Annotated in this window: 28 protein-coding genes; 16 read left to right on the top strand and 12 right to left on the bottom strand. The window is 69.0% G+C overall.

Features of this window, described 5'->3' with window-relative positions; genetic code table 11:
- The first annotated feature begins 97 nt into the window (after nt 1–97).
- A complete protein-coding gene (locus AB0G52_RS20505; protein WP_361337692.1) occupies nt 98–940 on the top strand; it encodes an NAD(P)H-binding protein in 843 nt (280 codons plus the stop codon).
- A 231-nt stretch (nt 941–1,171) separates the two neighbouring features.
- Here AB0G52_RS20505 and AB0G52_RS20500 read toward each other — a convergent pair whose 3' ends face one another.
- Nucleotides 1,172–1,375, bottom strand: coding sequence for a cold-shock protein (locus tag AB0G52_RS20500; RefSeq protein ID WP_003992177.1), 204 nt, complete (start codon nt 1,373–1,375; stop codon nt 1,172–1,174).
- 292 nt (nt 1,376–1,667) lie between these two features.
- On the opposite strand from AB0G52_RS20500, the gene AB0G52_RS20495 reads away from it, so the two are divergent.
- Nucleotides 1,668–2,516: a menaquinone biosynthesis protein gene (locus tag AB0G52_RS20495; protein WP_132890322.1), complete on the top strand. Its 849-nt coding sequence runs from the start codon at nt 1,668–1,670 to the stop codon at nt 2,514–2,516.
- 62 nt (nt 2,517–2,578) lie between these two features.
- Complete coding sequence (locus AB0G52_RS20490) at nt 2,579–4,264, top strand: serine/threonine-protein kinase (RefSeq protein WP_361337690.1); 1,686 nt, start codon at nt 2,579–2,581, stop codon at nt 4,262–4,264.
- 13 nt (nt 4,265–4,277) lie between these two features.
- On the opposite strand, the gene AB0G52_RS20485 is transcribed toward AB0G52_RS20490, so the two are convergent.
- The gene (locus AB0G52_RS20485; protein ID WP_361337689.1) at nt 4,278–8,849 is read right to left on the bottom strand and encodes an FtsK/SpoIIIE domain-containing protein; all 4,572 of its coding nucleotides are present in this window, start codon (nt 8,847–8,849) and stop codon (nt 4,278–4,280) included.
- A 255-nt stretch (nt 8,850–9,104) separates the two neighbouring features.
- Between AB0G52_RS20485 and AB0G52_RS20480 the strand changes: the two genes are divergently transcribed.
- The 6 genes from AB0G52_RS20480 (at nt 9,105) to AB0G52_RS20455 (ending at nt 12,958) form a co-directional block, all read left to right on the top strand.
- Nucleotides 9,105–9,407 carry a WXG100 family type VII secretion target gene (locus AB0G52_RS20480; RefSeq protein WP_132890319.1) on the top strand — a complete coding sequence of 101 codons (303 nt, stop codon included), beginning with the start codon at nt 9,105–9,107 and terminating at the stop codon, nt 9,405–9,407.
- 130 nt (nt 9,408–9,537) lie between these two features.
- Nucleotides 9,538–9,858 carry a hypothetical protein gene (locus AB0G52_RS20475; protein WP_132890318.1) on the top strand — a complete coding sequence of 107 codons (321 nt, stop codon included), beginning with the start codon at nt 9,538–9,540 and terminating at the stop codon, nt 9,856–9,858.
- The gene (locus tag AB0G52_RS20470; RefSeq protein WP_361337686.1) at nt 9,855–11,129 is read left to right on the top strand and encodes a putative T7SS-secreted protein; all 1,275 of its coding nucleotides are present in this window, start codon (nt 9,855–9,857) and stop codon (nt 11,127–11,129) included. Before AB0G52_RS20475 ends, AB0G52_RS20470 begins: the two co-directional genes overlap by 4 nt.
- 13 nt (nt 11,130–11,142) lie before the next feature.
- Nucleotides 11,143–11,715 (top strand): hypothetical protein, encoded by a 573-nt coding sequence (locus AB0G52_RS20465; RefSeq protein ID WP_132890316.1) that lies wholly within the window; start codon nt 11,143–11,145, stop codon nt 11,713–11,715.
- Nucleotides 11,712–12,413 (top strand): hypothetical protein, encoded by a 702-nt coding sequence (locus tag AB0G52_RS20460; protein WP_132890315.1) that lies wholly within the window; start codon nt 11,712–11,714, stop codon nt 12,411–12,413. The genes AB0G52_RS20465 and AB0G52_RS20460 overlap by 4 nt, the downstream gene beginning before the upstream one ends.
- A gap of 104 nt (nt 12,414–12,517) precedes the next feature.
- Nucleotides 12,518–12,958: a hypothetical protein gene (locus AB0G52_RS20455; protein WP_361337684.1), complete on the top strand. Its 441-nt coding sequence runs from the start codon at nt 12,518–12,520 to the stop codon at nt 12,956–12,958.
- 169 nt (nt 12,959–13,127) lie between these two features.
- Here AB0G52_RS20455 and AB0G52_RS20450 read toward each other — a convergent pair whose 3' ends face one another.
- From AB0G52_RS20450 to AB0G52_RS20415, 8 genes are read right to left on the bottom strand one after another with little or no spacing between them, the layout of a single operon-like run.
- On the bottom strand, nt 13,128–13,829 hold the full coding sequence (locus tag AB0G52_RS20450; protein ID WP_361337682.1) for a hypothetical protein: 702 nt from the start codon (nt 13,827–13,829) through the stop codon (nt 13,128–13,130).
- The gene (locus AB0G52_RS20445; protein ID WP_361337680.1) at nt 13,826–13,960 is read right to left on the bottom strand and encodes a hypothetical protein; all 135 of its coding nucleotides are present in this window, start codon (nt 13,958–13,960) and stop codon (nt 13,826–13,828) included. The genes AB0G52_RS20450 and AB0G52_RS20445 overlap by 4 nt, the downstream gene beginning before the upstream one ends.
- A gap of 27 nt (nt 13,961–13,987) precedes the next feature.
- The gene (locus AB0G52_RS20440) at nt 13,988–14,878 is read right to left on the bottom strand and encodes a hypothetical protein (RefSeq protein ID WP_132890313.1); all 891 of its coding nucleotides are present in this window, start codon (nt 14,876–14,878) and stop codon (nt 13,988–13,990) included.
- Nucleotides 14,879–14,914: 36 nt separating this feature from the next.
- Entirely contained in the window at nt 14,915–15,583 is a 669-nt protein-coding gene (locus AB0G52_RS20435) for a hypothetical protein (protein WP_132890312.1), read from the bottom strand.
- A 9-nt stretch (nt 15,584–15,592) separates the two neighbouring features.
- Nucleotides 15,593–16,735: an enoyl-CoA hydratase/isomerase family protein gene (locus AB0G52_RS20430; RefSeq protein WP_361337678.1), complete on the bottom strand. Its 1,143-nt coding sequence runs from the start codon at nt 16,733–16,735 to the stop codon at nt 15,593–15,595.
- A gap of 58 nt (nt 16,736–16,793) precedes the next feature.
- Complete coding sequence (locus AB0G52_RS20425) at nt 16,794–17,096, bottom strand: hypothetical protein (RefSeq protein ID WP_132890310.1); 303 nt, start codon at nt 17,094–17,096, stop codon at nt 16,794–16,796.
- Between the two features lie 60 nt (nt 17,097–17,156).
- Nucleotides 17,157–18,221 (bottom strand): hypothetical protein, encoded by a 1,065-nt coding sequence (locus AB0G52_RS20420; protein ID WP_361337676.1) that lies wholly within the window; start codon nt 18,219–18,221, stop codon nt 17,157–17,159.
- Nucleotides 18,206–18,868 carry a hypothetical protein gene (locus AB0G52_RS20415; RefSeq protein WP_132890308.1) on the bottom strand — a complete coding sequence of 221 codons (663 nt, stop codon included), beginning with the start codon at nt 18,866–18,868 and terminating at the stop codon, nt 18,206–18,208. The genes AB0G52_RS20420 and AB0G52_RS20415 overlap by 16 nt, the downstream gene beginning before the upstream one ends.
- Before the next feature lie 343 nt (nt 18,869–19,211).
- Here AB0G52_RS20415 and AB0G52_RS20410 point away from each other — a divergent pair, with 343 nt between their 5' ends.
- The 6 genes from AB0G52_RS20410 (at nt 19,212) to AB0G52_RS20385 (ending at nt 23,979) form a co-directional block, all read left to right on the top strand.
- Nucleotides 19,212–19,532, top strand: a complete 321-nt coding sequence (locus AB0G52_RS20410; RefSeq protein WP_361337674.1) for a type VII secretion target — start codon at nt 19,212–19,214, stop codon at nt 19,530–19,532.
- Nucleotides 19,529–20,938 (top strand): hypothetical protein, encoded by a 1,410-nt coding sequence (locus tag AB0G52_RS20405; RefSeq protein WP_361337672.1) that lies wholly within the window; start codon nt 19,529–19,531, stop codon nt 20,936–20,938. Before AB0G52_RS20410 ends, AB0G52_RS20405 begins: the two co-directional genes overlap by 4 nt.
- Before the next feature lie 66 nt (nt 20,939–21,004).
- A complete protein-coding gene (locus AB0G52_RS20400) occupies nt 21,005–21,844 on the top strand; it encodes a hypothetical protein (protein ID WP_361337670.1) in 840 nt (279 codons plus the stop codon).
- Complete coding sequence (locus tag AB0G52_RS20395) at nt 21,841–22,494, top strand: hypothetical protein (protein WP_361337668.1); 654 nt, start codon at nt 21,841–21,843, stop codon at nt 22,492–22,494. Before AB0G52_RS20400 ends, AB0G52_RS20395 begins: the two co-directional genes overlap by 4 nt.
- Nucleotides 22,494–23,090 (top strand): hypothetical protein, encoded by a 597-nt coding sequence (locus AB0G52_RS20390; protein ID WP_361337666.1) that lies wholly within the window; start codon nt 22,494–22,496, stop codon nt 23,088–23,090. Before AB0G52_RS20395 ends, AB0G52_RS20390 begins: the two co-directional genes overlap by 1 nt.
- A gap of 43 nt (nt 23,091–23,133) precedes the next feature.
- Entirely contained in the window at nt 23,134–23,979 is an 846-nt protein-coding gene (locus AB0G52_RS20385; RefSeq protein ID WP_361337664.1) for a hypothetical protein, read from the top strand.
- A 16-nt stretch (nt 23,980–23,995) separates the two neighbouring features.
- On the opposite strand, the gene AB0G52_RS20380 is transcribed toward AB0G52_RS20385, so the two are convergent.
- Together AB0G52_RS20380 and AB0G52_RS20375 are read right to left on the bottom strand one after the other, a co-directional pair.
- The gene (locus AB0G52_RS20380) at nt 23,996–24,562 is read right to left on the bottom strand and encodes a hypothetical protein (protein WP_361337663.1); all 567 of its coding nucleotides are present in this window, start codon (nt 24,560–24,562) and stop codon (nt 23,996–23,998) included.
- Nucleotides 24,563–24,580: 18 nt separating this feature from the next.
- On the bottom strand, nt 24,581–25,249 hold the full coding sequence (locus AB0G52_RS20375) for a hypothetical protein (RefSeq protein WP_361337661.1): 669 nt from the start codon (nt 25,247–25,249) through the stop codon (nt 24,581–24,583).
- A 517-nt stretch (nt 25,250–25,766) separates the two neighbouring features.
- On the opposite strand from AB0G52_RS20375, the gene AB0G52_RS20370 reads away from it, so the two are divergent.
- On the top strand, nt 25,767–26,516 hold the full coding sequence (locus AB0G52_RS20370) for a hypothetical protein (RefSeq protein ID WP_361337659.1): 750 nt from the start codon (nt 25,767–25,769) through the stop codon (nt 26,514–26,516).
- The last annotated feature ends 14 nt before the right edge of the window (nt 26,517–26,530 follow it).

Genomic DNA, 26,530 nt, shown 5'->3' with positions numbered 1-26,530 from the left:
GCGATGATATCGCCGATATCGCTCCCTTGCTTCCATCGTTAGTATCAGTGTTACGCTCACTTCGTTATCGCTGATATCAACCCTGTGGAGGGACATCGTGATCATCGTGACCGGAGCGACCGGGCAGCTCGGCAGCCGGATCGTGGCGCGACTGCTGGACCGGGTGCCGGCCGACCGGGTCGGCGTCAGCGTCCGGGACCCGGAGAAGGCGCGGGCCCTCGCCGACCGGGGGGTGCGGGTGCGCCGGGGCAGCTTCACCGAGCCGGAAGGGCTCGCGCACGCCTTCGAGGGCGCGTCCCAGATCCTGCTCGTCTCCGTCGACCGGATGGGTGAGGAGACCGTACGGCAGCACCGCACCGCCATCGAGGCCGCGGCCGCGGCCGGCGCCCGCCGGGTCGTCTACACCGCCCAGATGGGCGCGAGTCCCACCTCCCGCTTCCAGGCCTGCCGCGACCACGCGGCCACCGAGCGGGACCTGGCCGACTCCGGCCTGGCCTGGACCTCCCTGCGCAACGGCTTCCATGCCGCCAGCGGGCTCGACTTCCTGGCCCAGGGCCTCGCGTCCGGGCAGGTCGCCCTGCCCGCCGACGGCCCGGTCTGCTGGACGGCCCACGACGACCTGGCGGAGGCGGCCGCCGTCGTGCTGGCCGACGAGGGCCGCTTCGAGGGGCCGACGCCCCCGCTGACCGGCTCGGAGGCGCTCACCTTCGCCGACCTCGCCGAACTGGCCGGGGCGACCAGGACCACGGTCCCCGACGAGGAGTTCGTCCGCCATCTGGTCGGCGGCGGGGTCCCCGAGGAGACGGCCGGACACCTGCTCGGCATCTTCACCGCGGCCCGCGAGCAGGAGTTCGCGACCGCCGACCCCGCCCTGGCGGACCTGCTCGGCCGTGAACCCGTCTCCATGCGGACACTGCTGCGCGAACGCCTGGCCGGGTGAGGGGGCGCCCATCAGGCGCATTACGGCGGAAAACGCCGAGAAGTGCTGACAAGGCACCCGGGAGGGGCTGAGAAGACTCCAGACGGACGGCAAGAAGACGCCGGGCAGCCGCAAGGGAAACGCGGAATTGCATACAGGAGCCGCGGGAAAAGGCAGGAGCCCCGTCGCCGGATGGCGCGGGGCTCCTTGGGTACTGCACTCAGTCTGCGATCAGACTTGGTTTGTCTGGGATCAGACGGGGGTGACGTTCTCCGCCTGCGGACCCTTCGGGCCCTGCGTGACGTCGAAGCTCACCTGCTGGTTCTCCTCGAGGGAGCGGAACCCGCTGGCGTTGATCGCGGAGTAGTGGACGAAGACGTCGGGGCCGCCGCCTTCCTGGGCGATGAAGCCAAAGCCCTTTTCGGCGTTGAACCACTTCACGGTTCCGGTAGCCATAAGCCCTCCTTGGGCTCAAAAGGGTCGCCCTGCTCCAGAACCTGCAAGTGTGAAAACAAACTAAGTGCCGCACAACTGCATATGTCTGAAAACGACGAGAGCCCGCGGTTACATGCTCCGCAGGCTCTGTACTGCAAGGGAAACCAAACTGCAACTTGCGGCGAGCCTAGCATGTGGGCAGCCGAATGCAACAGAGGCCAAGATCACGTCACCCGGACGTTTGAATGATCCCTGGGGCCTTGACGGCGGGGGCGGTCTCAGCACCGTACCCCATGGGGTCTAGTCTCGCGATGTGGACAATTCTCGCACCCGGCCGCGCGTCGGACACATCCAGTTCCTGAACTGCCTGCCCCTGTACTGGGGGCTCGCGAGAACCGGCACCCTCCTCGACTTCGAGCTCACGAAGGACACCCCGGAGAAGCTGAGCGAGCGACTGGTGCGCGGAGACCTCGACATCGGCCCCATCACCCTCGTCGAGTTCCTGCGCAACGCCGACGACCTGGTCGCCTTCCCGGACATCGCCGTCGGCTGCGACGGCCCCGTGATGTCCTGCGTGATCGTCTCGCAGGTCCCGCTGGACCAGCTGGACGGCCGCCGGGTCGCCCTCGGCTCCACCTCGCGCACCTCGGTCCGCCTGGCCCAGCTGCTGCTCGCCGAGCGCTACGGCGTCCAGCCCGACTACTACACCTGCCCGCCCGACCTCAGCCTGATGATGCAGGAGGCGGAGGCGGCGGTACTGATCGGCGACGCGGCCCTGCGCGCCAACCTGCTGGACGGCCCGCGCTACGGCCTGGAGGTCCACGACCTCGGCGCACTGTGGAAGGAGTGGACGGGGCTGCCCTTCGTCTTCGCGGTCTGGGCGGCGCGCCGCGACTACCTGGAGCGCGAGCCGGGCATCACGCGTGACGTGCACACCGCCTTCCTCGACTCCCGCAACCTCTCCCTGGAGGAGGTCGCCAAGGTCGCCGAACAGGCCGCCCGCTGGGAGGACTTCGACGAGGCGACCCTGGCCCAGTACTTCACCACCCTCGACTTCAGCTTCGGGGCGCCGCAGCTCGCGGCGGTCACCGAGTTCGCCCGCAGGGTGGGCCCGACGACCGGGTTCCCGGCGGACGTGAAGGTCGCTCTGCTGGAACCCTGACAGGCAATAGGCTGCTGCGTGGACTCCGGGGGGTCCGGACTCTCTCAGGGGGTGGGGGACGCATGCAGCCGCTCGCGGATGACGAACCGACGGCCGTGGGGCCCTACCGGCTGCTCGGCCGGCTCGGCTCCGGCGGCATGGGCCGGGTCTACCTCGGCCGGTCGGCGGGCGGCCGTACGGTCGCGGTGAAGATCGTGCACCCGCACTTCGCGCCGGACGAGGAGTTCCGGGCCCGGTTCCGCCGCGAGGTGGCCGCCGCCCGGCGGGTCGGCGGCGCCTGGACCGCCTCCGTACTGGACGCCGACCCGGACGCGCCGGTGCCCTGGGTCGCCACCGCCTACGCGGCCGGACCCTCCCTGACGGCCGCCGTCACCGACGGCGGTCCGCTGCCCGCGCACACGGTACGGGCGCTCGGCGCGGGGCTCGCGGAGGCGCTGGCCGCCGTCCACGAACTGGGCCTGGTGCACCGGGACGTGAAGCCGTCCAACGTGCTGCTCACCCTGGACGGCCCGCTGCTCATCGACTTCGGCATCGCCCGGGCGACCGACGGCACCGCGTCGCTGACGTCCACGGGGGTCTCGATCGGCTCACCGGGATACATGGCTCCCGAACAGATCCTCGGCAAGGGCGTCACGGGCGCCGCGGACGTCTTCTCGCTGGGCGCGGTGCTGGCGTACGCGGCGAACGGGGAGCCGCCCTTCCGGGGCGACTCGTCGGCCGCGCTGCTCTACAAGGTCGTCCACGAGGAACCGGAACTCGGCCCCCTGAGCGGTGAGGTACGGGCGGTGGTCGAGACGTGTCTGGCCAAGGAGGCGGGGGAGCGGCCGGGGCCCGCGGAGCTGGCCCGGCGGCTGGCTCCGCAGGGGGCCGCGCGGCTGGTGACCGGCGGGTGGCTGCCGGGGGCGCTGGTGGAGCGGGTGAGCCGCAGCGCCGTACAGGTGCTGAACCTCGACGCGGGTGCGGACGCGGCGGCGGGCGTGGCGGGGGACGCGGCGGCGGTGTCCGGGTCGGGGCCGGTGGGGTTCAGCAGTCCCTCGGTGGGGGAGTTCGGCCCACCGCCGCCGAAACCGCCCCTCGCCGCTGTGACCTCCGGGACTGCTGAGGCCGCTGGGGCCGCTGCTGAGGTCACTGAGGCCGCTGGGACCGCTGTGGACCCGTCGTCCGGAAAGGTGTCGGTGAGCGTCGCGGCGACCGCCGTACCCGGGGAGGGCGGGCGCGGGCGCCGGGTCAGCTGCACGGTGGCGCTGGCCGTGGCCGGCGCGCTGGCCGTGGCGACGGTCGGACTGGGCTACCTGGCACGGCCGTGGCTCCACGGCGACGACGGCAGCAGCGCGGGGTCGGGCCAGGCGGCCTCCCCTCCCGTCTCCTCGGGGGGCGCCACGGCGTCCGGGGGCGCGGTCCCGGCGTCCTACCTCGGCACCTGGGAGGGCACGGCCACCGCCCTGCAGGGCAACCTCCCCATGGGCACCTTCCGGCTCACCGTCGTACAGGCGGCCGTCGGCGCGGAGCTGGGCCGGCTGCGCCAGACCGACCAGCTGGGCGGGGTCTGCACGGACGTGCTCACCCTGAAGTCGGTGACGAGGACGAGGCTCGTCGCCTCCTCCACGGGCGCCAAGGGCAACCACGACGGCTGCGACCCCGCCACGAACACCGTCTACCTGACCCCGGACCACGACACCCTGGTCTACACCTCGGACAGCTCGGCGGAGGGCAACCCGGTGGCCGTGCTGACGAAGACGTCCGGCTGACCCCGTTCCCGTCCTACTGCGGTGTCGTGACCGTGACGTGTTCGCCGGTGCCCAGGTGCAGCATGCCCTTGCCGGGCTGGACGGGGCCGCCGACCATGGCGCGGGTCGTGCGGATGCCGATCAGCTCGCCGGAGCCGGACTCCTGCGGGGAGAGCAGGATGCCCCGGCGGGCCTTCTTGGCGTCGACCTGCCAGCCGGAGAAGCCGTCGCAGATCTCGTCCTCGTCACCCGCGATGACGACCGCCAGGCCCTCTTCGGCCCCCCGCTCCACGATCCGCTTGAAGACGTCCTCGGCGTCGCAGTCGTCCAGCACCTCGGCGTCGTCCACGAGGACCACGACCGGATCGGCCGGGGTGGCGGTGTTCACGAGCTCCTCCAGCTCGTCCTCGTCGACATCGCGTCCCGTGAAGACCTTCAGGACCCCTTCCCGGCCCTCGAGTTCACGCAACGGTGACTGCCGGGGCGCGGCGATCACGATCCGTACGCCGTTGGCGAGGTAGGAGCGGGCGAAGCCCAACAGGCTTGTGGAGCGGCCCGACTTGGCCGGGCCGCCGATCACGAACGCCGGCACGCCCTGGGCGAGGTCCGGTCCGAAGGCGGTCAGTTCGTCACCGCCGACACCGGCCAGCGCCCACAGCTTGGAGGCCGTCGCGGCGGGGTCCCGCATCGCCCAGGCCTCCTCGAAGGAGATCCGGCCCGGCAGCACGTCCACCCGGAACGGCCGCCGCGCGCGCGGCACCTGCGCGTCCCTGGCCTCGGCCGTCTCGGCGATCGCGACGATCGCGGCGGCCTGCCCCTGCCCGGTGGTGTCCGCGGAGAGCAGCGCGAACTGCGTCTCCGCGGCCGTCTCGCTGCGGAACGCGCGGCCCGGCGGGATCTCCTCGGGCACCTTGCGCGAGTTGATGTCCAGCATGGAGAAGTCGGCGCGGTCGGCGAGCCGCAGCCCGTACTTGTCCTCGGTGAGGGAGGAGATCCGCCCGGCCAGGATCTGCCGGTCACCGGTGAGGACGAGATGGATGCCGACGCTCGCGCCCTCCCGCATCATCACCATGATCTGGTCGGTGAGGTCGCCGTGGTTCAGCTCGCCGAGGGTCGGCAGCCAGCCCTCCCAGCGGTCGAGCAGCAGCACGATGTGCGGCAGCCGCTCCGCCTCCGCGACGGCCGCCCGCTGCTCCCCGATGTCCGCGAACCCCCGCTCGGCCAGCATCTCCTGACGCCTCGACAGCTCACCGGACAGGCGTGCCATGAGCCGCTGGACGCGTTCGGTCTGGTTCCGGCCGACGACCGCACCGCAGTGCGGCAGCCGGGTCAGCGCGTTCAGCGCGCCGTTGCCGCAGTCGATGCCGTAGAGGTGGACGTCGGCACAGGAGTTGGTGCGGGCCAGCGAACCGGCGATGGTCCGCAGCACCTGCGAACGCCCGGTGCGCGGGGCTCCCGCGACGATGAGGTGCCCGAAGGTCGCGAAGTCCACGGCGACCGCACGGCGCGCCTGGTCGGCGGGCAGGTCCTCGACACCGTACGGGGCGGCGGGCAGCGCGCCCTGCGCCCGGACGGGCGGCACGTCGTCCAGCAGGAGGGTGTCGTCGAGGGCGGGCAGCCACGGGGAGTGCTGGGGCGGGATGGCGAGCGCGGTGTTGGCCTCCCGCACGGCGTCGACGAGCACCTTCAGGTCGGTGATCTCGTCGTCCTCCTTCGTCTCGGACTTGGGCTTGCGCAGTGCCGCCCGCCCGAGGTCCTGCCAGGTCAGCGCCCCGGCCCAGGGGGCGAGGGCGGCCGGATCGGCGGCACCCGGCCGCCGGCCACCGACCCGCCCCGACTGGAACGGGACCAGCGAGGCGTGCCCCAGCCGGACGTACGCCCGGCCCGGCGTGCTCTTCGCGATGTGCCCGGCGTCGGGCGCGTCGATGACGTCGGTCGACTCACCGGCGTCGGTCACGCGCAGCGCGATGCGGAGGTTGGTGTTGGCGCGGATCTCGGGGGAGACGACGCCGGAGGGCCGCTGGGTGGCGAGGAGGAGGTGGATCCCGAGGGACCGCCCGCGCTGGGCGATGTTCACGAGTCCCGTGACGAAGTCGGGCAGATCGCGCACCATGGACGCGAACTCGTCGATGACGATGAGCAGTCGGGGCACCGGCGGGTGCGACGGGTCCCGCCTGACCAGGTCCTGGTAGTCCTCGATGTCCTTGGCGTCGGCGGCGGCGAGGATGTGCTCGCGCCGCTTCAGCTCGGCGCCCAGGGACTCCAGGGCCCGCTCCACCAGATGGGCGTCGAGGTCGGTGACCATGCCCACCGTGTGCGGCAGCTTCACACAGTCCTTGAACGCCGAACCGCCCTTGTAGTCGACGAGGACGAAGGTCATGTTCTCGGGGGTGTTGGCGACGGCGAGCGCGGCCACGATGGTCTGCAGCAGCTCGGACTTGCCGGAACCGGTGGTACCCGCGATGAGCCCGTGCGGGCCGTCGCGCCGCAGGTCGATGCCGAAGGGACCGTCGTAGGACTCCCCGATGACGGCCATGGTAGACTGCCCGCCCATCCGCCACCGGGCGGCGATCGCGTCCCGCGTGGGCGGCTCCAGCTGGAGCACGTCGAGCAGCCGGCTGGCGGCGGGCAGCGCCGAGTCCTCGCTCTCCCCGCTGATGTCCCGCAGCGGGGAGAGGGAGCGGGCGAGCCGGGCGCACCAGGCGGCGGAGACGAAGTCGGGCCGTACGTTCCGTTTGCGCAGCGCCCCGCTCTGCTCGACGCGCAGCCGCAACTCCAGGTCCTGCGGCGCCCGTTCCTCGCCGGTGCCGACCTGGGGATGCCAGGCCTGGAAGGAGGGGAAGCCACCGGCGGCCTGCTGCGGTACGGCCGCCACGACCGGCTCCTTGCCCGCCACCGGCTCGGCGACGACGACGCCCTGGCACTCCCCGGGCAGGAACCGCTCCTCCTCGTCGAGGCAGATGGAGTGGATGGCCACCCCCGGCCCCTCCCGCAACAGCCGTACGACACCGGGCAGGGACCGCAGCCGCCGGGACCCGTCCCATACGACGACGATGTCCGGGTCGGAGAACGCCGGGCCGTCCGCCTTGCCTCGGCCACCCTGCTTGAGGGCCTTCTGCCGGCCGTCGAGGAGCTGGGTGAGCTCGCCGACGCGGGCGCCGACGGTCTCCGAGTCGGTGCCGATGAGCACGTTGACGTCCTGGCCGCCGCCGGGACGGGAGTGCGGCAGCCAGCGCACCCAGTCCCAGCGGGTGCCGGCGTCGTGGTCGGTGAGCACGTAGAACTGCACGTCCATGGGGCTGTGCAGGACGGCGGTCTGGGCCACGGCCCAACGCCCCAGCGCGTGCGCCGAGTCACCGGGTCCGGCGACGCCGATCACCCCGAGGTCGCGCAGCGACAGGCCGACCGGGGCGTCCTCGATGTACCAGCGGACCTTGCGCTTGTGCTCGTCCTGCTCGGGGTCGTCGAGCTCGACCTCGGAGGGGACGCGCCCGGTGCCGAAGCGGATCAGCAGGTGGTCGGCGTCGGTACGGCGCCGCTCCCACAGCCGGGTCCGCGGCCCGGTGCCGTACGTCAGCACGGCAGCCGGGTCCGGCACCGCGGCGCGCCGCTCCGACCGTTCGGCGACGAGGGCCTCCTGCGCCTCGCCCTCGATCCGCGCCTTGTGCTCCTTGTACTCCTTGAGCTGCTTGGCGTGGGACTTCCGGCCGTGCTTCTTGTCCATGAAGTAGTTGCCGAAGAGCATGACCGGACTCATCAGCGCCATGATCAGGTAGTACCAGCGCCCGAACATGAGGACGGAGACGACGGCGCCGACGAGCGGCAGCAGCGCCATCAGCCAGGGCAGCGGCCGGGCCTCGTAGTCGCCGGGCGGGTTCGGCAGCGCGAAGTGCGTCTGCCGGTCGGCGGGGCGCAGCCGCGGGGGCCGGTTGTAGTCGAGCCCGGCCCCGTCGTCGGACCACTTGAGGGCGGCGTTCGGGGGCGCGTACGCGGTGATCTCGAACAGGCTGTTGCCGAGCGCGAGTTGGGCGTCGAGCGGCCAGTCGCCCTCGCCCTTGAACTCCTCCCCGTCCAGCTTGGCGTCCGCGGTGTGCACCTGGAGTTTGCAGGTGCCGTCGATGGCGATGGAGAGGGTGGCGGCGCGGGCCGCGAGTTCGGGGTCCTCGACGCGGAGGTGGGAGGCGGCCCCGGTGCCGATGTCGTACCGCCCGACGCCGAGCCGGTGCACGGCACCCGCGCCCGGTCCGCCCGCGACCCGGAACTCCACGATGCCGGTGGGCTCTCCCATCAGGCAGCCGGCCGGATCGTGCAGGGAGACGACGACACCGTCGCGCAGCGGCGAGCCGACGACGGTGGCTGCGGGGTCGAGGGCGTACCCGTCGACGTAGGCCTGCGGGCCGGACACCTGGAAGGGGGCGGCCTGTCCGCGGTGCGCGCCGATGGGGATGACCTGGGCGCCGCCCTCGTCGGCGGCCGGGAACCCGGAACCGACCTGCCGGGCCAGCTCCCGGGCGACGTCACCGACCGTCGACTCGGGATCCGCGTCGAGCACGACGTCGGCGGTGGCGCCGCCGACCGGATCGACGACCGTCAGACTCAGGCGCACGTTGTCTCCCCCTCGCAGGCCCGGCACATCCGCAGTGACCTTAGCCGGACCCTAGCCGGACCTCGGCAAGAGGGGCTTTCCCGGGTGCAACGGGAGTACGCCGGTTCACGATTCCCTCGCACAAGGCCCCTGCGGCCACCCGTCTCCCACCCGTAGGATCTTTGCTCGTGCGGACGGCCAAGCCATGGCCACGGTTCCGCGCGATCGGTGCCACGGGGGCAGGCCCTGCGGCCACACGAACGGGAGGGGGCCGTCATGGCCGGTAAGGACACGGATCTCACTTATGCCGAGATGGAGAAGGTCGCGGGCGACCTGATCAAGGACATGCACGAGCTTGAGGACAAGATCAAGAACGTGGAGAAGCGGGTCAGCGCCCTGGTGGAGAACGGCTTCACCACCCAGAAGGCCTCGGGAGCGTACGACGACTCCATGAAGGACTTCACCAAGGGCGCGACCAAGACGATCCAGGGCCTGCACGGCCTCTCGGACTTCCTGAAGAAGGCGAAGGAAGCGTACGAGCAGCTGGACGACCAGCTGGCTAAGCAGGCCAAGGGTTAGTAAAGTCCGTCTCTGACGTGGGACTTGAGTGTGATGGGGTGCCTCTGCACCCCATCACACTCGCATTTTTGTCGGCTTGTGGGGAGCGTCAGCTTTCCTGGGTGACCGAGTAGGCAGGAAGTCTGGGCCAGTGGCGGACAGGACGCGATACGACCTTGACCTGATCAAGGAGTGCTCGAACTCTCTCTACCGGATCCACCAGGAGTTCAAGGAGCACGGCAACCCCGCAGAGGACTACGGTGACGAACTCGGCGTCGGAAACCTGCGTGACGCCTTCGACGACTTCTCCGACAACTGGAAGAAGAGTCGCAAGAAACTCATGAAGGACATCGAAAGCCTCGCCAAGTACACCGCCGAGGCGGCCAAGGCTTACGAGGACATCGACCACAAGCTTGCGGAAGCCCTCCGCGGCGCCAAGAAGAGCGGCGGGAAGAAGGAGAAGCAGTCGTGACAGCCCGTCCGAAGGACTGGTCGCCGCTGTACGACTCCGATCCGGTACCCGGTGACCCGTACGAGATCGCGAAGCTCGGTAAGAAGCTCCGGGGTATGGCTGACGAGATCGACAAACAGGCGCGCAACATTCGGGCGCTGGCGTCGGTCGAGGAGTGGGACAGCGACGCCGGCCGAGCCTTCCACGAGATCGCCGGTGACACCGCCGGGCGGCTGAAGCAGGTGTACGACCGCTATGACGCGGCGGCGAGCGCGGTCGGTACCAAGGTTCGCGAAGACGACGGCGAGTCGGACGATTACGCCAGTGAACTGCACCGGGCCCAGCGCCTGGCCGACCGGGGACTGCAGGAGTACCGGGAGCACGAGGCCGACTACAAGGCCGCCGGGAAGATCCTGGACCCCAACAGGGGAAAGGTGCTCACCGGCGATGACGCGGTGGAACACAGTAAGCAGCAGAAGAAGCAGGACGATGCTTCGGAGCTCATGACCCAGGCCGCGAAGAAGATCATGCAGGCGACTGTCATACGCAACGAGGCCGCCAGCCGGGCTTCCAGAAGAATCAAGAACGTCATCTGGCACGACAAGGTTCACGACCCCGGCGGGATCATGAACTGGCTTGCCGACCATGCGGACTGGATCTCCACAGCAGCCACGATCGTGGGCGCTCTGGCCCTGCTCGCGGCAGTCGTCCTGTCGGGTGGCACCCTGGCCGTCCTGCTCATCGCCATGGCGTCCGCACTGAGTGCCACCGCCCTGACGGCGCGTCTCTACGACGTTTTCGCACGTGGCGGGAAGATCGATTATCTGGCCATCGGTATGGATGCCCTTGGCATCTTCCCCGGCCTCGGTGCGCTCAAGGGCCTCAAGGCGGCCAAGGGGCTGCGTCTGCTGGCCGCCAGGGAAGGGATCTGGACGGCCTTCACCAACGGCTTCGCCGTGAAGAACATCAACAAGGGCGTGACGATGGCCTCCAAGATTCTTTCGAAGAGGGGCATCAACCTCCTTCCGGAGGCCGGTTTCGAACCGGAGGTGCTCACCCGATTCATCAAGGGTGGTGCGGTGGGCAACCTTGGCGTCCAGCTCGGCATCGCGGCGTTTGGCGGCGAGGGCGACGACCAGGCCACCCCGCCCAGCGGGAAGCAGCCCCAGCCCAGTCCCAGCCCGGGGCCGACGCCCAGACCCTCCAGCAGTGCACCGCCGTCCATGCCGAAGGCCGCGCAGCCAAGCCCCACTTCGACGTCGTTCCATGCCGCCTTGGCACCCGTTGGATGAGGAGAACCGACTCGTGGGTGACTACAACGCGCTTGACTCCGCGACATTCGTCGACGACTCGGGGACTGTTCGGGAGATGATTCCGTCGACGGTCATCGCCGCGGTTCCCGCGGCCAGGGCCGCTGCCGAGCAGTACGGCCGGGAGGTGCGGTTCGACTTCCTCGACGACCGGGCCGTGCACTGGTTGCTTTTCCAGAGACGTGAGGACACGGAGAGAGGCAGCGTTCTCGGATGCCTCCTCGCGATCCCGATCCTTGTTCTGGGGTTCGGTGCCTGGCCGTTCTGGGACCTGGTGGCCTCTGAGAAATCCCGTTCTTTCCAGATTGCTTTCATCGCCGTTGACGCATTGCTGCTGATCGCCTTTTCGGTCGGACTCTTCCTGCTCCGCCTGCCTGATCTCCGTGACCACACGGTGCGCAACATGCGTTGCCGGGTCCGCCTCTACCGCAAGATCGTCGGTATCGCCCGCCGGGGAGGAGCCGACATCCCGTCTCTTTACCCCTACTACGGGATGTACGCGTCGTCGCGGAAGTTCTTCCCCGAGGCAGCCGAACGCTCCATCCCCGATCAGGAACGGCCCGCGTGACCACCGACACCGAACTGCCCGAGTTCGTACCGACCCACGCCGTTTCGCCGGCGATCCACGCGGACGACATCAACGTTCGCTGGGTGATGCCCGAGATTTTCCACGACCTCCCCGTTCAGGAAACGGATGAGGACGAGGCTGTACGGCTCTTGGAAGAACTCGCGGACAAGGCGCTTCCGGGGGCGAGCGAAGAGGACCGGACACGGCTCGCGGTGATCTGCGCGCTGTCCACAGGTGACCTCATGGCTGCCACCGTGGACTACGCGAGCATCTGTGTGACCGCGGTCGACGAGGCATTGTGCACGGCCACGGTTTTCGTCTCCCTCACCGACAGCCCGGAAGCGCCTGGTGGCGTCAGGGGCGCGACCAAGGCAATCGCCTCAGGACTCCGTCGGACAGGGACGGACGAGGTGACAGAGGTCGAACTGCCCTGTGGCCGGGCCGTGACGTGCATCGGCACCAGGAACACGACACTCACCGGCCAACTGACCGATGAGGGAGAGCCCACCGACTTCCCGACCTGGTACATCCGTGTCTACGTCCCGCTTCCGAACGACAGCATGGTCATCATGGAGATGCAGACCCCCACAATGGCCGGATGGGAGGTCTTCTCCACCATGTTCGGAAACACCGTCAGCAGTCTGCGGCTCTTCAGGGCCGACGGCTCACGTCTGATCACTTCCGAGGCCGGGGAGTGACTCCGACCGAGACACCACCGTCGGACTACAGGCTCCTCGTACCACGTGACTGGTTCCGGGTCGACCTCACCCGGGAGCGGTGGCGCCACCAGCTGAAGACTTTCGTGGACAAGGAGGCGGCGATCGGAGGTACATCGGCGGAGGTCTCCCGCAGTGTCTGGACAAGCCTGCGGAATACTGCCGAACACGCGATCAACAACGGGGCGTTGGAGTTCTTTCTCAAGACCGAGGCGCCCGGCGGCTCGGCGCTTCCCGCTTCCTTGCTGATCTCCATGGCACCTACGCCGCCCGGGCTGGCGCCGACGGTTGACGACTTGGCCCAGGTGCTGTCCCGACGGCCCGAGGGGGAAGCCGGCGTGGAGGCGGTCGTGTTGCCCGCGGGCCGGGCGGTCCGCGTTCACAGGGCAACGAATCTGAACTTCCACGTCCGCATGCCCGCTGGTGTGGGCTACCTCCAACTTGCCTTCGCCCTGCCGCTGAGCGGCACCGAGGGGCCCATGGGCGAACTGTGTGAGGCCATGGCCCACTCGCTGCGGTGGGTGTGAGACGCACCTCCCGAGCCTCAGGTTCTGGGTCAGTTCGGCGTCCACGACCAGTCGGTCAGCCTCGCGCCGTTCTTCTTCCGTGTACGGAACCGACGGCGGACTGCCCGGCGGTCGTCCGCGCCCACGAAGCATCCTGTGCTGCAACGGGCCTACGGCAGGGTTCGGTGGCCTAGTCAGCGGATGCGCGTCGTCGGCTGCCTGGCCGAGGCCGTCGCGTCACGTGCATGTGCACGTCGCTACGGGTCTCCTCGGTGATGACCACGAGCCATGAACCGTCGCTGAACCGGATGCGCAGTCGATCAGTCGCATGCGATCCGGCAAGGGGATCCTCCACCACTGCCTCTGCGGTCGGGAGTTCGGCGACGACACGCAACCGCGCTTCCTGCCGGACGGACACGCGCTTGGGCGGGGCCATCAGGACGATGCGGCCCTGGGCCAGGACGAGGACTCGGTTGTGGTGCGGAGAATGGCTGTACCAGGAGAGCAGGAACTGGCCGGCCGACCCGGTCCAGTCGCCGTCGAAGATCTGGTCGAGGCCGTGAGCCTGGAGGGCTGCCTTTCCCTCCTTGGCCTCGCGGTCCTTGCCCCGTGCCCTGGCTCGCTCCGACTCCGGGCCCAGCAGCCGCTCCATCCTCTCCTCAAGTACCGACAGGAAGATGAGAAGCATCAGCAGAGGGTAGAAGAGGCCGCCGAGCAGTATGCCGAGCGCGCCCAGCGGGCGTATGACGGCGGGCCGTAGCGGTCCGCCACCTGCCGCCCGGTGCACGTCCTCCGGAGGTGTCGGGATCTTCCCGATCCTGCACCAGGCGGCAGCGTCCGCAGGAACGTCGAGACGGTCCCGTACTCGCTCGGCCAGGGTCTTTCTGCTCATGTGCGGAAGAGACCGGGGCCGGCGATCTTGTCGTTGTCGCTGGCCTTGTCGTTCCCGTTGCCGCAGCCGGTCAACAGCAGTGCTGCCGTTGCCACCAGTGCGGCATTGACGGGCAAAGTACGGCGCTTCACAGTGAACTCCCCTCGGATGCTACCGCGTTACAGATCGCCCGGCTTCGGCGCCGCTGCTTCCCCGGAGGGACCCATGAGGATGGAGTGGGTCTCGTGAACGTCCTTGGCTGCCTTCGAGGGCACACTCACCTCCACCATGACGATCCCGCTCCGGAGCCGGGTGATGACCGGGGGCTGGGAACGGCTGGGGAGCTCGCCGAGGAATCGCGTCAGCCGGGCACGCTGGCCTGGGGACAACTCGCTTTCGGTGACGGTGCGGACGGCTCCCGAGAGTAGCTGGCACAGCCGCTCGGCGCTGTCGGGATTGCCCGTGAACAGGCGGATCCAGGACTGGTCCACGAAGCTGAGCCGTACGTCCGCTTCGGCCTCGCTGTATGTCATCCGCCTTGCTCCGGCGAGAGAATCGCGAGGGAATTCCGCGAGCACGTCGGCTTTGTCCAATGTGCCTGTTCGGGTACCGAGAAAGAGCAGACGCCGACTCGTCAGGGCGAGGTCGGTGGCATAGCCCTTGGGGCGGCGCGCTGGATCCAGTTGCCAGGGCACGGTCCGCGCCAGAGTGTCGGGCGCGGCCCACATGACGGGAAAGTCCTCGACCTCGTTCTCCGGTTCCTCCGGCCTTCCGCGCACGGGTACATCGCCGAAGGGCGAGCCGGCGGCTCCACCGAGGTTCGCGATGAGATTGGCGATCAGTGGAATCCCGACGGCGAAGGCGCGGCCGGTGCGTTGCGCGACACGGTCGCCAGTCGTACGCATGGTGTAGCTCGGACCCGCAGGCCAGTCCCGCAGTTCCTGCTGAATGTCGTTGCGATCGAGATCCCTGAACCAGCGGCATCCGGAGACAGCCGGTGAGATGCCGGTGGCGAATGTGGCCGCGGTCCTGATCAGCAGATCCTCGTCGGCTTCGGGATACCAGTCCATCAGTACGTCATCTCTCCACGGAGGAACACAACTCGGTCAGTCGGGAAGACCGGCAGGAGCGGTCGAGGGCGGGAATTCCACCGAGCCGACGATTCCCGCGACGGCGTGTGCGAACTCATCCCACTGTTCCACTGAAGCCGTGTCCAGGGTAAACACAGCGGTGTACGGACCGGTTGCGAACGGGATGTGTACCTGGATTTGTCCCATGATGAGTTCCTCGTCCTGGCCGGACTTCGTGTATCCGCCGTCCACGACAAGTTTCTGGAAGCTGACTCCGCAGACCGCCGGCCCGCACGGGAGATCCAGCCAGGTCACCTCGCGCAAGGGGTCCCGGAGCAAGAGTGCCTTGATGCCCTGCGCGACGACTTCCTGATCCGTCTCACCGGACTCGAAGGCCGCGATGGTGAGCGAGCAGTGTGCTACGCCTCTGTCGTCCTCCAGCCCGTAGAGTCCGATACCGAAGAAACCGACCCCGCTCGCGAGCATCTGATCGGCCATGGCGCTGTACAGCGCACCCATGGTTTCCCACAGGGGTACTTCACCACGTGGATAGATCTCGCGGACGAGTTGCTGGGCCGCCTGTGCCCGCTCGTCAGCATCGAGTGAAACCTCGATCGCGTGCATACCGTCGGGTAGCCGGAAGGCCATCGGGGGCAGCACGGCGCCCTCGATGGTCAGATCCTGGAGTGTCTCAGGGGTGTTCATGAACGGCGCTCAGCCCCCAAAGTCATTTGTTGCGATGGTATGCACCTTGTAGGCGTCGAGGGCGCCCTTGATCGAACCATCGATGATACGGCCCGCTCTGCCGATGGGGGCGATTGCGTCGGCCCCCTTGATGAACTTCAAACCCGACACCAAGTTGATGCCCTGCGTGCCGAGAAACTGACCCTTGCGAATATTCTGCAATCCGCTTTCGACCGCCAAGGTCAGTCGGCTGCCGCCTTCACCCAGCTTCACCATGGGCACCGCTTTGATGGGACCGAAGAGAACAAATGCCTTCCCGACGCTGGTTACGCCGCGGTAGCCCTCGCCGAGCTCTGCGGCCCGTGCGGCCGCGTTTGCGCCCTTCGCGAGTTCTGCGCTGCCCGTGAGCCCCTTGACGCCCGGCAGGACGCCGAGGGCGTCGAATCCGATATCAGTCCAACTGACGTCCGCGCCGGCTGCTTTGGCGACCAGATGGGTCAGGAGGGCTGCGCCACTCGTAATCATCGCTGCGGCGGCGAAGATGGCGCCTATGGGTTCGAAGGGGGCGGTGATGATGGCGAGGAGTCCCAGTACACCGCTGGCCAGGCTGAGAAGGTCGCCGATCGCTTTGAAGACGTCCGCGTGATCCTTGATCCAGTCGCCGGTGGCGTCCCAGGCACCCTCGATACCCTTGCCGAGTTTGTCCCAGAAGCCGGGCTCGTCCGGCGCGATGTCGGCGGCCTTGTCGAGTTCCTTGCTGACCTGACGGGCGGCCGCACGGTAGTCCGCCTCCAGCTCGTGGACCTTCTGGATGACTCCGTCCACCGCGCTGGAGGCTTTCGCGAGATCCGTGCTGCCATTGCTGCCGGCCTTTGCTTTGGCCTGCGACTCGGCATCGAGTTTTTCCCCGGCGCTCTTCTCCAGCCGGTCCGCGCGGTCCTGGAAGTCCTGGAGGTCGCCTGCCCAGCGGTGCAGGGCACGCGAGGCCTTGTCGAAGGACTCGTGGCTCTTGCGGATGAGCGGGGTGACGTCCTGGCCGACGTACTCGCGGAAGGCGATCGCGGTCTTGCCTTTCCAGGCACCGGTCTCGATGCGTTCCAGCTCGCTCAGTGCCGTACCCAGCTCGCCGGCCAGCTTGCCGAGCTGCTTGGCGAGGTCTCGGGTGTCCTCCACGCTTCCGGGTGTGGGGTCCCACCCTATGTGGGGGAAGGCAGGCCGTTGCCCAGCCACGTCACTTGCCCTTCTGCTGCGGAGCCTTGAGCGACTCGGCCAGGTCCAGGTCGAGCTTGCCGAAGCTCTCGCCGATCTTGTTGATCATCTTCACGGCGCCCTGGGTGTGCTTGCCGAGCTGCTTGATGCCGTAGCCCCAGTCGTCGGCGAAGTCCTGGACGTCTTCGATGAGCTGTTTCTCACCGACTGCCGAGGCGTCCGCGCTGCGGAGGGTGCGGCGGGTTGCCTCCATCCGGTCGCTGATCGACGAGAAGGTCTTCTTCAGGTCCTGGAAGATCGTGTCTTCGAGGCGTAGGTCACTCATGTCGGATTCCGGTCTCCCCGAGCGGTCGGAGACGTGACTCCGTGGGCCGCTCACGTCTCGTCAGCGGTTGACCGCCTGGATTTCCTTCACGGACACGTTCTGCTCGTACGTGGACAGACCGTCGGGAAGGGCCGGCTGCCGGGCGGGGCCGTCCGGGTCGGCCGAGTCCGTCCACGTCACCTTCCAGGTGATCGACGCCTTGAAGGGGTACGTGCCGGTTCCGGACGAGCGACGGTAGGTGATGTTGCAGGCCGCGTCCTTGCTGTCGACCGTGTAGCCCTTGTCGCCCTTCACCAGGTCGTACGTGCAGGTCTCCGGATCGGCGTCCGCCGTGCCCGCGTCGACTTCGAGGGCAACGGGGGTGGCGACGGTCGTCGCGGCCATCTGGACGCCCTTGTAGTTGATGCTGGCGGTCGTCCAGACCCGGTCGAAGTCGCCGTCCAGCTTCACGCGCGTATCGAGGTTCACCTTGAGCCGGTCGGGGCTGGGACTCAGGACCACGGGTGGCTTCGGCAACTTCGTGGAGTTGTAGGCGAGTCCGGACAGGATCTCCGGCGTCAGCTGGTTGGGGTCTGCCTTCGGCTGGGCGGGCGGGACCCAGATCTCCCAGTTGGCGGGGGTCACGGGACAGGCGTCGGTGTAGCTGTCGTTGCGGAACTGCACCTGCCACCAGAGGCCTTTGTCGCCCTTGTGGTAGTCCTCTTCGGCACGTTCCTTGGCGTAGCTCGCGGCCGGCTCCTGGGCGCCCTTGTACGAGGACTTGATGAACTCCTCGTACTCGTCCGGCGTGTACATCGGCTCGTACCAGCAGACGGGAGGCTTCCAGTTGGCGTTCGAAAAAGTTGCGGTCGCCGTGGAGGTGGACGAGCCGGTGGTCTTCTGGTTGATGCGGATGTGGGCGCCGATGGTGCCGCTGCCGGAGGTGCCACCGGAATCGTCGCCGGAGTTGGCCCCTGAGTTCCCGCTGGGGTCGGCAGGCGGTTGCCCGCCGGTCCCCGTGTCATCACCTGTCTTGGGGTCACCGGCGTAGGCCGGCAATCCAGTTCCCAGCGCCACGAGGAGGCCTGCGGCCACGGCCGTCCGGACGCCGGCCCGAACCGCGCCGAACCTCAGCCCTGGACGCACGCCGCGTCCCCCTTCTTCCAGTTCTGCTGTGTGACCTGCCAGTCGCCGGCCGAGTCCCGGGCTGCTTGAAGCGTGTACAGGACGAAGTCCTTGTTGCTCGGCTTGGTACGCAGAACCTTGTTCGTCTTGACTTCCTTGCCGTACGCCTTGCTCTGGTCCTCGCAGTAGCGGGCCGCCGCAGTCTTGCCGTTCGCGACGTCGGTGACCTCGAAGTCGTAGTACCGGTAGTGACCCGTGAGCGTGAGGCCCTGCTTCTTGAGGGTCGCAACACGCTGGGACCAGTAGGTGAAGGCAGCCCCGCCGAAGTAGCGGCTCATGTTGCTGGTCTTGCCATCCCCCTTGCCGAAAGCTTCGATATTGGCCTGAGTCGAGTACGCCACGTCTCGCAGGATCGCGTCTTTCGTGGCGTCTCCCGTCGACTGCCGGTCCACCGTCACGGTGATGTCCGACGGAAACGCGAATGTCGGCGCGTTCTTGTCGACCGAGGCGGACGCGGACGGGGAAGGGGAAGCCGACGCTTCCGTACCAGCCCCCGCGATCTTGTCGTTCTTGTCCTTGGAGCTGTCGTCCCCGCCTCCGCATGCCGTCAGCAGCAGGGCTGCGGTCGCGGCGAGCGCGGCGGCGACGGGCAAGGTGCGGCGCGTCACTGTGGACTCCCCCGTGAGAATGAAGTTCGGCAGAAGCGAAAACGGTATCCGTGAGGTCTCCGATTTCGCCACCGCGAACGTCGCTGTGAGTGTGGTGATCGAGACGCATTCTAGGAGCTCTGACGGGGGCGGCCCCGGCGTGGTGGCGTGGAGCTCCCCTGTCCCGGGCCGTTCGCGGGAGCTTGGTGAAGGTTGCGCGGGCGTGGCGTGAGCGGGTGCGGATCGCGCTGGGCCCTGTCCCCCTCCTTGGTGCTCCCTTTGCGGTCCATTGGTTGTAGGCCCGAAAACCCTCGACAGAGAGTGACCCTGGCCCTCTGCGTCTCGCGGGGCGGTCGGCAGGCAGGTGTTCACGGGGGTAGTTGTGGCGGATCACGTCAAGGTGTCCACGAGTGAGTTGCGGGAGATCAGTAGATCCCTCGTGAAGTTGAAGTCCACCTTTGAACATGCGAAGGATCTCGTCGACTCGTACGGTTCCGAGATCGGGTCCGGCGAGGTGGCCGATGCACTCGGTGACTTCGCCGACGACTGGAAGAAGAAGCGCAAGCAGCTCTGTGACGGACTGGAGTTCCTCGGGAAGACCGCGGGTGAGGCGGCGAAGGCCTACGACGGGGTCGATCAGCATCTCGCGGACGCGTTGCTCAAGGCGCAGTCGGGGGACAAGTGAGCGACGACTTCTCCGGGGTCGACTGGCAGACGGCCCGGTACGACGACAAGGAGTTCACACCGGGCGACCCGTACGAGGTGGCCCGGCTCGGGAAGCGGATCTCCGACACCGCCAGGTTGATCGAGGAACAGGCCGGCAAGCTGAACAACCTTGTCGACGGGAACGGGTGGGACTCGGACGCCGGGAAGGCGTTCGCCGCGAAGACCGGGGACACCGTCAAGCTGCTGAGCCAGTCGCACCAGCGGTATGCGGCGGCGGGGGCGGCGCTCGGTTCCTCCGTGCCGTACGAGCCCATCGCCGACACCGTGCGGGAGAGCTGGGCCACCGCTCTCAACCACGCGCAGAACAGGGTGCGCGCCGCGCTGAAGAAGGCCGCCGCGGCCGACGCCGACAGCAGCAACTACCAGAAGCAGATCGATCAGCATCCGTCCGGGGACGACAACCATCCCGACAAGCAGAAGCTGAAGCGGCAGAAGGAAGCCTCCGACGGGGAACTCGACGCGGCGAAGCGGGAGCTGCGGGCCGCGCTCGAGTACCGGGACACGCAGGCCGGGTACGCCGCCAAGGCCATCCGGGACGCCATCGACCACGACGGGCTGAAGGATCCCAAGCATCACTGGTGGGACGACTGGAAGGACTGGGTCGCCACCATCGGCCACTGGGCGGGGGCGATCGCCGGAGTGCTCTGCGTGCTGGCCCTGTGCCTGAGCTGGGTCCCCATCCTCGGTGAGGTGCTGGGAGCGCTGGCTCTGATCGCCTCCGTGGTCGCTCTCGTCTGCGACACCGTCTCCGCGCTGGACGGCAAGGGCACCTGGCTGGACGTCGCCATCGACGTGGTCGGCGTGCTGTCCTTCGGCGCCGGCCGGGTCCTCGGGACGACCTTCAAAGAGGCGGCCACGGCCGCCCGGGGGTCGTCGGCGCTCAGGGAGTTCCTGAACCTGCGCGGGCTGGGCGTGGGCGAGAAGCTGGCCGGAGAGATCGCCCAGGCGAACTCCGGGGTCAAGGCGGGCAAGATCGCCGAAGCCCTGGCGAAGGGACCGGACAGCGTCCTGCCCAGGATGAAGTCGATCGTCAAGGAGTGTGTCAACTTCAAGGCGTACTTCGGCGACATCCGCACGGCCGTCGCCGAGCGAGGAGCCGAGGACCCGATCCTCACCAAGGAACTGCCCAAGTGGCGCGGTCTCTCCGACTCGGTGTTCAAGGGAAAGGCGTGGTCGGCCGGTGGCCTGTACGCCGCGAGCCAGGTGCTGCCGCTGGGCGCGGGCATCGTGAACCTGGCGCCCTCGGCGGGCTGGGAACCGACCTCCATCGAGCGCAACCAGTTCGACGGCATCAAACACATCGCCCCCCTCGGGGCGAACGGCATTCCCTTCTACAACTGGAACTGGAAGGTCTCCGGCGGCTGAACGCGTCCGCCGGCACCGCTGCCGGATCATGGCGAGGCCCGCAAGGGCGAGGAGAGAACGAGGAAAGTGGCACCTGGAGACGGTCGGACCGTCGACGAGCAGTTCGCCCGGCTCCCGAGAAGCCGACAGCGCGAACTCGAAGCGAAAGGGCTCGGTCTGCCGCGCCTGCGCGAAATCGCCCTTGAGCAGGGCGGCGAGCCGGCCGTGCAGCACATCCTCGCGGAACACTCCAGCCCCTCCAGCCGGTGGGATTTCGACGGCGATCGGGGCACCGACGAGGGCAGAGCGGTGTGGCCGTGGATACGGCTGCTCCTGGTCGCCGTCATCGGCGTGGTGCTGTGCCTGCTGTCCACCTACGTCCTCAGCTCCTCGGCGCTCCTCGTCGGTGCGGCCTGCGGTGTGGCCGTGGCCTGGGCGGGGTTCAGGACGCGCAGGTCCCTCGGAGGACTTGTGGCCTGCGGCCTCGTCGCGGTCACCTATGTCGCGCTGATCTGGGTGGGCTCGTACGCCGCCGACGAGTGGTACCTGCAGCTGCGGGGGCAGGAGACCACGGTCGCCTACGCGAAGCCTCTGCACGAGCAGGCTTCGCACGGCGTTCGTGTCACGTACTGCCGCGTCACTCTCCCGGACGGAGCTGTCCGCCGGGTGTTCGAGAACGACAAGTGGTGTACGGACGAGACCATGGCCGGCGCCAGGACACGTGCGGTGATCGACCCGTCGGATCACTACCGGCCGGTCCTCGGAGGCAAGTCCGCCGTCGGCGGGATCGCGGCCGGGTACGGCTGCCTCGGTGCGGCCGCCGTCCTCGTCGTCGCCCCCCTGACCGCCGCCGTGATGAGCCGGTCGAACGAGCGGCGCGGCCGACAGGGCGGCCCGGACCGCCGGGCGGGCGGAACGGACGTATGACGGACCGCACCGAATCCCCTGTCGCGGCAGCCTCAGCCCCGCCCCCCTCCGACTACCGCCTGGCCGTCCCCGAAGGCTGGGAGCGGATCGTGCTGGACAGCCCCGAGCGCTGGACCCACCGCATCGACAAGCTGGTCAAGCGGGGGCTGCGGCGGACGCAGGCCACCCCGCAGCTGGAGGCCGCGCTGGCGGAGCGGATGCGGGCGCAGGCCAAGGCCGCGCAGGCCAACGGCGGCGTGGAGATGTACGTCGTCAACCAGGTCCTCGGCCAGGTCCCCGTCTCCGCCGGTCTGGTCGTGACGGTGCTGCGGCCGTCGCCCGGCACCGAACCCGGCGACCTCGGCGACATCGCCCGCTCCCTCGCCCTCCGCGCCGACACCAAGGACGCCGGCATCGAGGACGTCACCCTCGTCGACCTCCCCGCCGGCCCCGCCGTACGCCACCGCTACCTCCGCCGACCCGCGGCCGACGACCCGGACGGCAACAAGCTCGCCGTCGCCCACCTGGACGTCTACCTCGCCGTCCCGCAGAGCGACCGGCGACTGCTGCTCTCCTTCTCGACGCCGACGGCACCGCCGCTGGAGCCGCTGGTGGAGGCCCTGGTCACGCTGTTCGACTCCGTCGCCCGCACCCTGCAATGGATGGCCTGATGCCCGAGTTCGCCGCCGCCACCGTTCGTCTGCGTTCGCCGGAGGACGCCGTCGTGCTGCCCGTGCGGTCGTCCGTGGATCTGCGCGCGTGGGCTGCGGAGACGGCCCGGGGGCTCGTCGGCCGGGACGACGACGAGCCGAAGCTGCTCGACGCCCTCGCCGCCGAACTCCGCGAGGCCGCCGCCGACTCCCGCGAGCGCGGTCCGATCACGGCGCTGTCGTACGTCCCCGAGCCGCGCCTCGGTGAGCTCGCCCGGATCGAGTTGTCGGCGCTGGTCGCCGACGACACGTACCCCGAGGTGACCGTCGACCTCCTCCGGAGCCACCTCGCCGCTCCCACCGCCGACTCCTACCGGCCGCCCGAGGCGGAGCTGCGCACCCTGCCCGCCGGGCCCGCGGTGCGCGTCCGGCACGCGTATGTCCGGGACGTCGGCCGGGACGGGCTGGGGACGGTGCTGGAGACGTGCGCGTACGGCATCAGGGCCGACGAGACGTGGGGGCTGGTCCTGCTGACTTCCTGGCAGGCGCTGGCCCACACGGACACCCTGTGCGAGCTGACCGACGAGTTGGCCAAGACCGTCCGGGTCACGTCCTAGCAGCGTCGTTCCGCCGGGTCAGGCCAAGAACACCGTTGCGCATGTGGCACTTGAGCATCAGCGGCTGACCCGGTCGGCCGTCCGGGACCCCAGAGCGGAGAGCAAGGATCACGTGGCGAACGAGGACGAGCGGTCTGTCGACGAACTGTTCGCGGAACTCCCGGAGAAGTGGCAGCGGACGCTGGAAGAGGTGGGCATGGGGCTGCCGGACCTGCGCCGGATCGCGGCCGGCCCGGACGGCATGCGACGGGCACGCGCCATCCTCGCCGAGTTCTCGCAGGCCGGCACCGGTTCTCGGCCCACACGGACGGTGTACGGCGGCGCAACGCCGGTGTGGCCATGGGCCCGGTTGCTCCTGGTGGCCGTCGCCTCGGTCGGCGTCTGTCTGCTCTCCAGCGTGTTCATCGGCAAGGCGGCGGCGTTCGTCGGCCTGCTGCTAGGGCTGCCGGTGCTCCGGGTGGCCTTCAGGACCCGTGAATCCCGAGGGGCCCCCGTCGCCCGGTATGTCACCGTGACCACCTATCTCGTACTGGTACTGGTCGGCACGAACATCGCCAACGTCTGGTATCTGCGGCTACGCGGGGTGGAGCAGACGGTCACCATCGCCACGCCGACCCATCAGTGGACGCACGGCACCCGTGAGACGTACTGCCGGGTCCGGCTGAGGGACGGGTCCGTGCACGAGGTGGTCGACAACAAGGAGAACTGCGGTGAGCGGGTCGGGTGGACGACGACAGCCGTCGTCGATCCGGCAGGCCACTACAAGCCCTTCCTCGGCACCACGCCCGAGATGGGCGGCCTCCTCGGGGCGTACGTCTGCCTGGGCGCTGCCGTTGTGCTCCTACTGGCACCGGTGACGGTCGTCGTCAGGGGGCGACGCAGGTTGTAGACGGCGACCGTACCGGTCACGCCTCGGCCGCGTCGGCTCGCCGGCTCAGGACCACCAGCAGCCACACCAGCAGCACCGCCGAAGCGAGCGTCGAGGCGATGCCCACCGCCCACAGCCAGGGGTAATGGGCGAACACCCAGCTCGGCCCGACCGAACGGCGTTTGCGCTTGCCGCTGTCCATCGCGTCGAAGGCCAGGGACAGGAAGGCCAACAGTGACGCCACTGCCAGGACGGCGAGGACGGTCCGGCCCAGGGCAAGGGCCGGACGGGACCCCCACGCCTTGCGGTCCACGCCCTCCAGTGCCCGGAGAAGGAGGGCGCCCAGGAGCGGGGCGGCCATGCCGAGACACACCGCGAAGGCGTACGCCCCGCCCGGCCAGTTCCGTGCCGCCCACTGCCAGGCGTCGTCGCCCCACAGCATGGTGCCCAGCGCCATCAGGACGATCCCGCCCGCGATACCGAGGAACATCAGGCACCCGAAGAGAGCGTCCCGGTCCTTCTTCGCCTCCTTGACACCGGCTCCCCGGACCCGCGACGCGGCCGGAGCGGCCCTCGGACGCCTGGGCTTGGCCGATCCGCCCACGGTGTACCTCTTTCTCGGTCAGCCGGCGGTCAGATGGCGAAGCAGCGGCTCGCCCTCCAGGGACGTCAGGCGGCACCAGGAGCCGTCCGTGAAGGTGATCCGGAAGTCCCGGCCCGCGATGCTGAACGGGCGGCGTTCCACCGTGGCGACCGTGCTCAGGTCGGTCTCCCAGAGGACTTCCTCCCAGGGGTTCCTGGGATCCCTGAGGCCGCCGAGGACCAGGAGCCGGCGGTCGGTCAGGACGAGGTGGGTGACGTCGGTCTCGGGGCGGCGGGCCGGGTCGAGTTCCCAGGGGAGGGTGCGGGCGATCGTGCCGGGGGCGGCCCACAGCACCGGGAAGTCCTTTTCCTCGTTCTCCGGGTCCTCACTGCCACCGAGGGAGTCCGAGCCGCCGAAGCCGCCGCTCGGAGTGTTGCTTCCGGAGGCCACGACGAGCGCGAAGAGCCCGATGAGGAACGCGGCCGTCAGCACCGCCCAGGCGATGGGTCCGAATCTCGATCTCAGCCGATATGTCGGGCCCGCCGGCCAACCCGGCAACTCGCCCTGTATGTCCCGGCGCTCCGGGTCGCGGAACCAGCGGCGTCCCTTGACCCGGTCCGCGGCCCCCGTCGCGAAGGACACCGGTGCGCGTGCCACGAGTTCCTCGCCCGCCGGGGGTTTCCAGGCATGGCGTTGCGGCACGGTCATGGCCTGGCCTCTCCTGGTCGTTCACGGCAGTGAAGCTTCACCCTGCCGGGTGATCCTACTCGGGCCGCCTCATCGGCAACAGGCGTGTAATCGCAGGCCGTTAAGGCCCGCGCCCTGCCTCGGTCAATCCCACGTGAGCGGTTCGTGCAGGCCTCGTGGGTGCCCGGTGAGGATGCCGGGCGACGGCGCGGCGCGGGCGGGACGTCCGGGATTCACCCGCGCACAGTTCGGCGCCCCTTGCCGCCCCGCTGCTCCCAACCGCCTCACGTAGCACCGTCGTTGCAGATCGCAACGACGATTTCGGTGAGGTCAAGGAGTCCGGACGCGCCTTGAGGGGCTTATGTGCGGCTGATACGGTGCGATCGCTTGACACTCGCCCTGTGGCCGCGTATTCGGCCGAGTCGGGGTGGTTGGTGTGGAGTGTCCGCTTTCGAAGCGCTGACAGGGTTTTCGAAGCGTCGACAGAGTTTCAGAGTTCTCGACAGACAATGTCTTGGGTGTAACGGGGAGCGGTTGCGTGAAGATCCAGGAGCGTACGGGGGCGGGCGCCGGTCGTTCCGCCGGTCCGGCTCAGCCTTCGGTCGGTGACCGCCTTCCCACCGCGCCCCGCGAGCGCAAGCCCGCGCTGGCCGCGCTCGCGGTCCTGCTGATCCTGCTCGGCGCGCTCGGCGCGACGACGCTCGTGCTGCAGGCCGGCAACCGGATCGAGGTCGTGAAGATCACCGCGGAGATTCCCGCCGGGTCCTCGGTGAACAGCAGCAACGTGACCTCCGTGATGGTCGCGGACGACGACAGCATCCACTACGTCAAGTGGTCGCAGCTGGAGAGCCTGGAGAAGCTGAAGGCCCTCAACACCATCCCGGCGGGCGCCGTCGCCGTCGGTGAGATGTTCGGCAGCGGCAGCACGCTCGCCGCCGGCAAGGCCGTGGTGGGCCTCTCCCTCAAGGAGGGCCAGTACCCGGTCGGGCTGAAGATGGGTGACGTCGTCGCCGCCTACCGCGTCAGCAGCAACGGCTCCTCGACCGGCAACTCGTCCTCCTCGTCCTCCTCGTCCTCCTCGTCGGGCAGCGGTGGCTCCCCGATCGTCGGCCGGGCCACCGTCAGCTATGTGCCGGGCCCCGACAAGAGCGGCGACCTCGTCGGCAGCACCAACTTCGCCGTCACCCTCACCGTGAACAGCGACGACGCCGCCGCGCTGGCCCAGGCCGCCGCCACCGGCTCGGTCGCCCTCGTCCGTGTTCCCGGCGTGTCCGGCAACGGCAACTAGAAGGCGGACCGCAC

The organism is Streptomyces sp. NPDC021562, assembly GCF_040640875.1.
Lineage (GTDB): Bacteria > Actinomycetota > Actinomycetes > Streptomycetales > Streptomycetaceae > Streptomyces.
This window is presented reverse-complemented; position numbering and strand designations above follow the sequence as displayed.

What these genes read in the sequence shown, in the direction of transcription:
- AB0G52_RS20375 (WP_361337661.1), bottom strand. Translation starts at nt 25,249, where the DNA reads ATGACCGTGCCGCAACGCCATGCCTGGAAACCCCCGGCGGGCGAGGAA.
- AB0G52_RS20390 (WP_361337666.1), top strand. Translation starts at nt 22,494, where the DNA reads ATGCCCGAGTTCGCCGCCGCCACCGTTCGTCTGCGTTCGCCGGAGGAC.
- AB0G52_RS20480 (WP_132890319.1), top strand. Translation starts at nt 9,105, where the DNA reads ATGGCCGGTAAGGACACGGATCTCACTTATGCCGAGATGGAGAAGGTC.
- AB0G52_RS20395 (WP_361337668.1), top strand. Translation starts at nt 21,841, where the DNA reads ATGACGGACCGCACCGAATCCCCTGTCGCGGCAGCCTCAGCCCCGCCC.
- AB0G52_RS20440 (WP_132890313.1), bottom strand. Translation starts at nt 14,878, where the DNA reads ATGGACTGGTATCCCGAAGCCGACGAGGATCTGCTGATCAGGACCGCG.
- AB0G52_RS20500 (WP_003992177.1), bottom strand. Translation starts at nt 1,375, where the DNA reads ATGGCTACCGGAACCGTGAAGTGGTTCAACGCCGAAAAGGGCTTTGGC.
- AB0G52_RS20450 (WP_361337682.1), bottom strand. Translation starts at nt 13,829, where the DNA reads ATGAGCAGAAAGACCCTGGCCGAGCGAGTACGGGACCGTCTCGACGTT.
- AB0G52_RS20425 (WP_132890310.1), bottom strand. Translation starts at nt 17,096, where the DNA reads ATGAGTGACCTACGCCTCGAAGACACGATCTTCCAGGACCTGAAGAAG.
- AB0G52_RS20435 (WP_132890312.1), bottom strand. Translation starts at nt 15,583, where the DNA reads ATGAACACCCCTGAGACACTCCAGGATCTGACCATCGAGGGCGCCGTG.
- AB0G52_RS20490 (WP_361337690.1), top strand. Translation starts at nt 2,579, where the DNA reads ATGCAGCCGCTCGCGGATGACGAACCGACGGCCGTGGGGCCCTACCGG.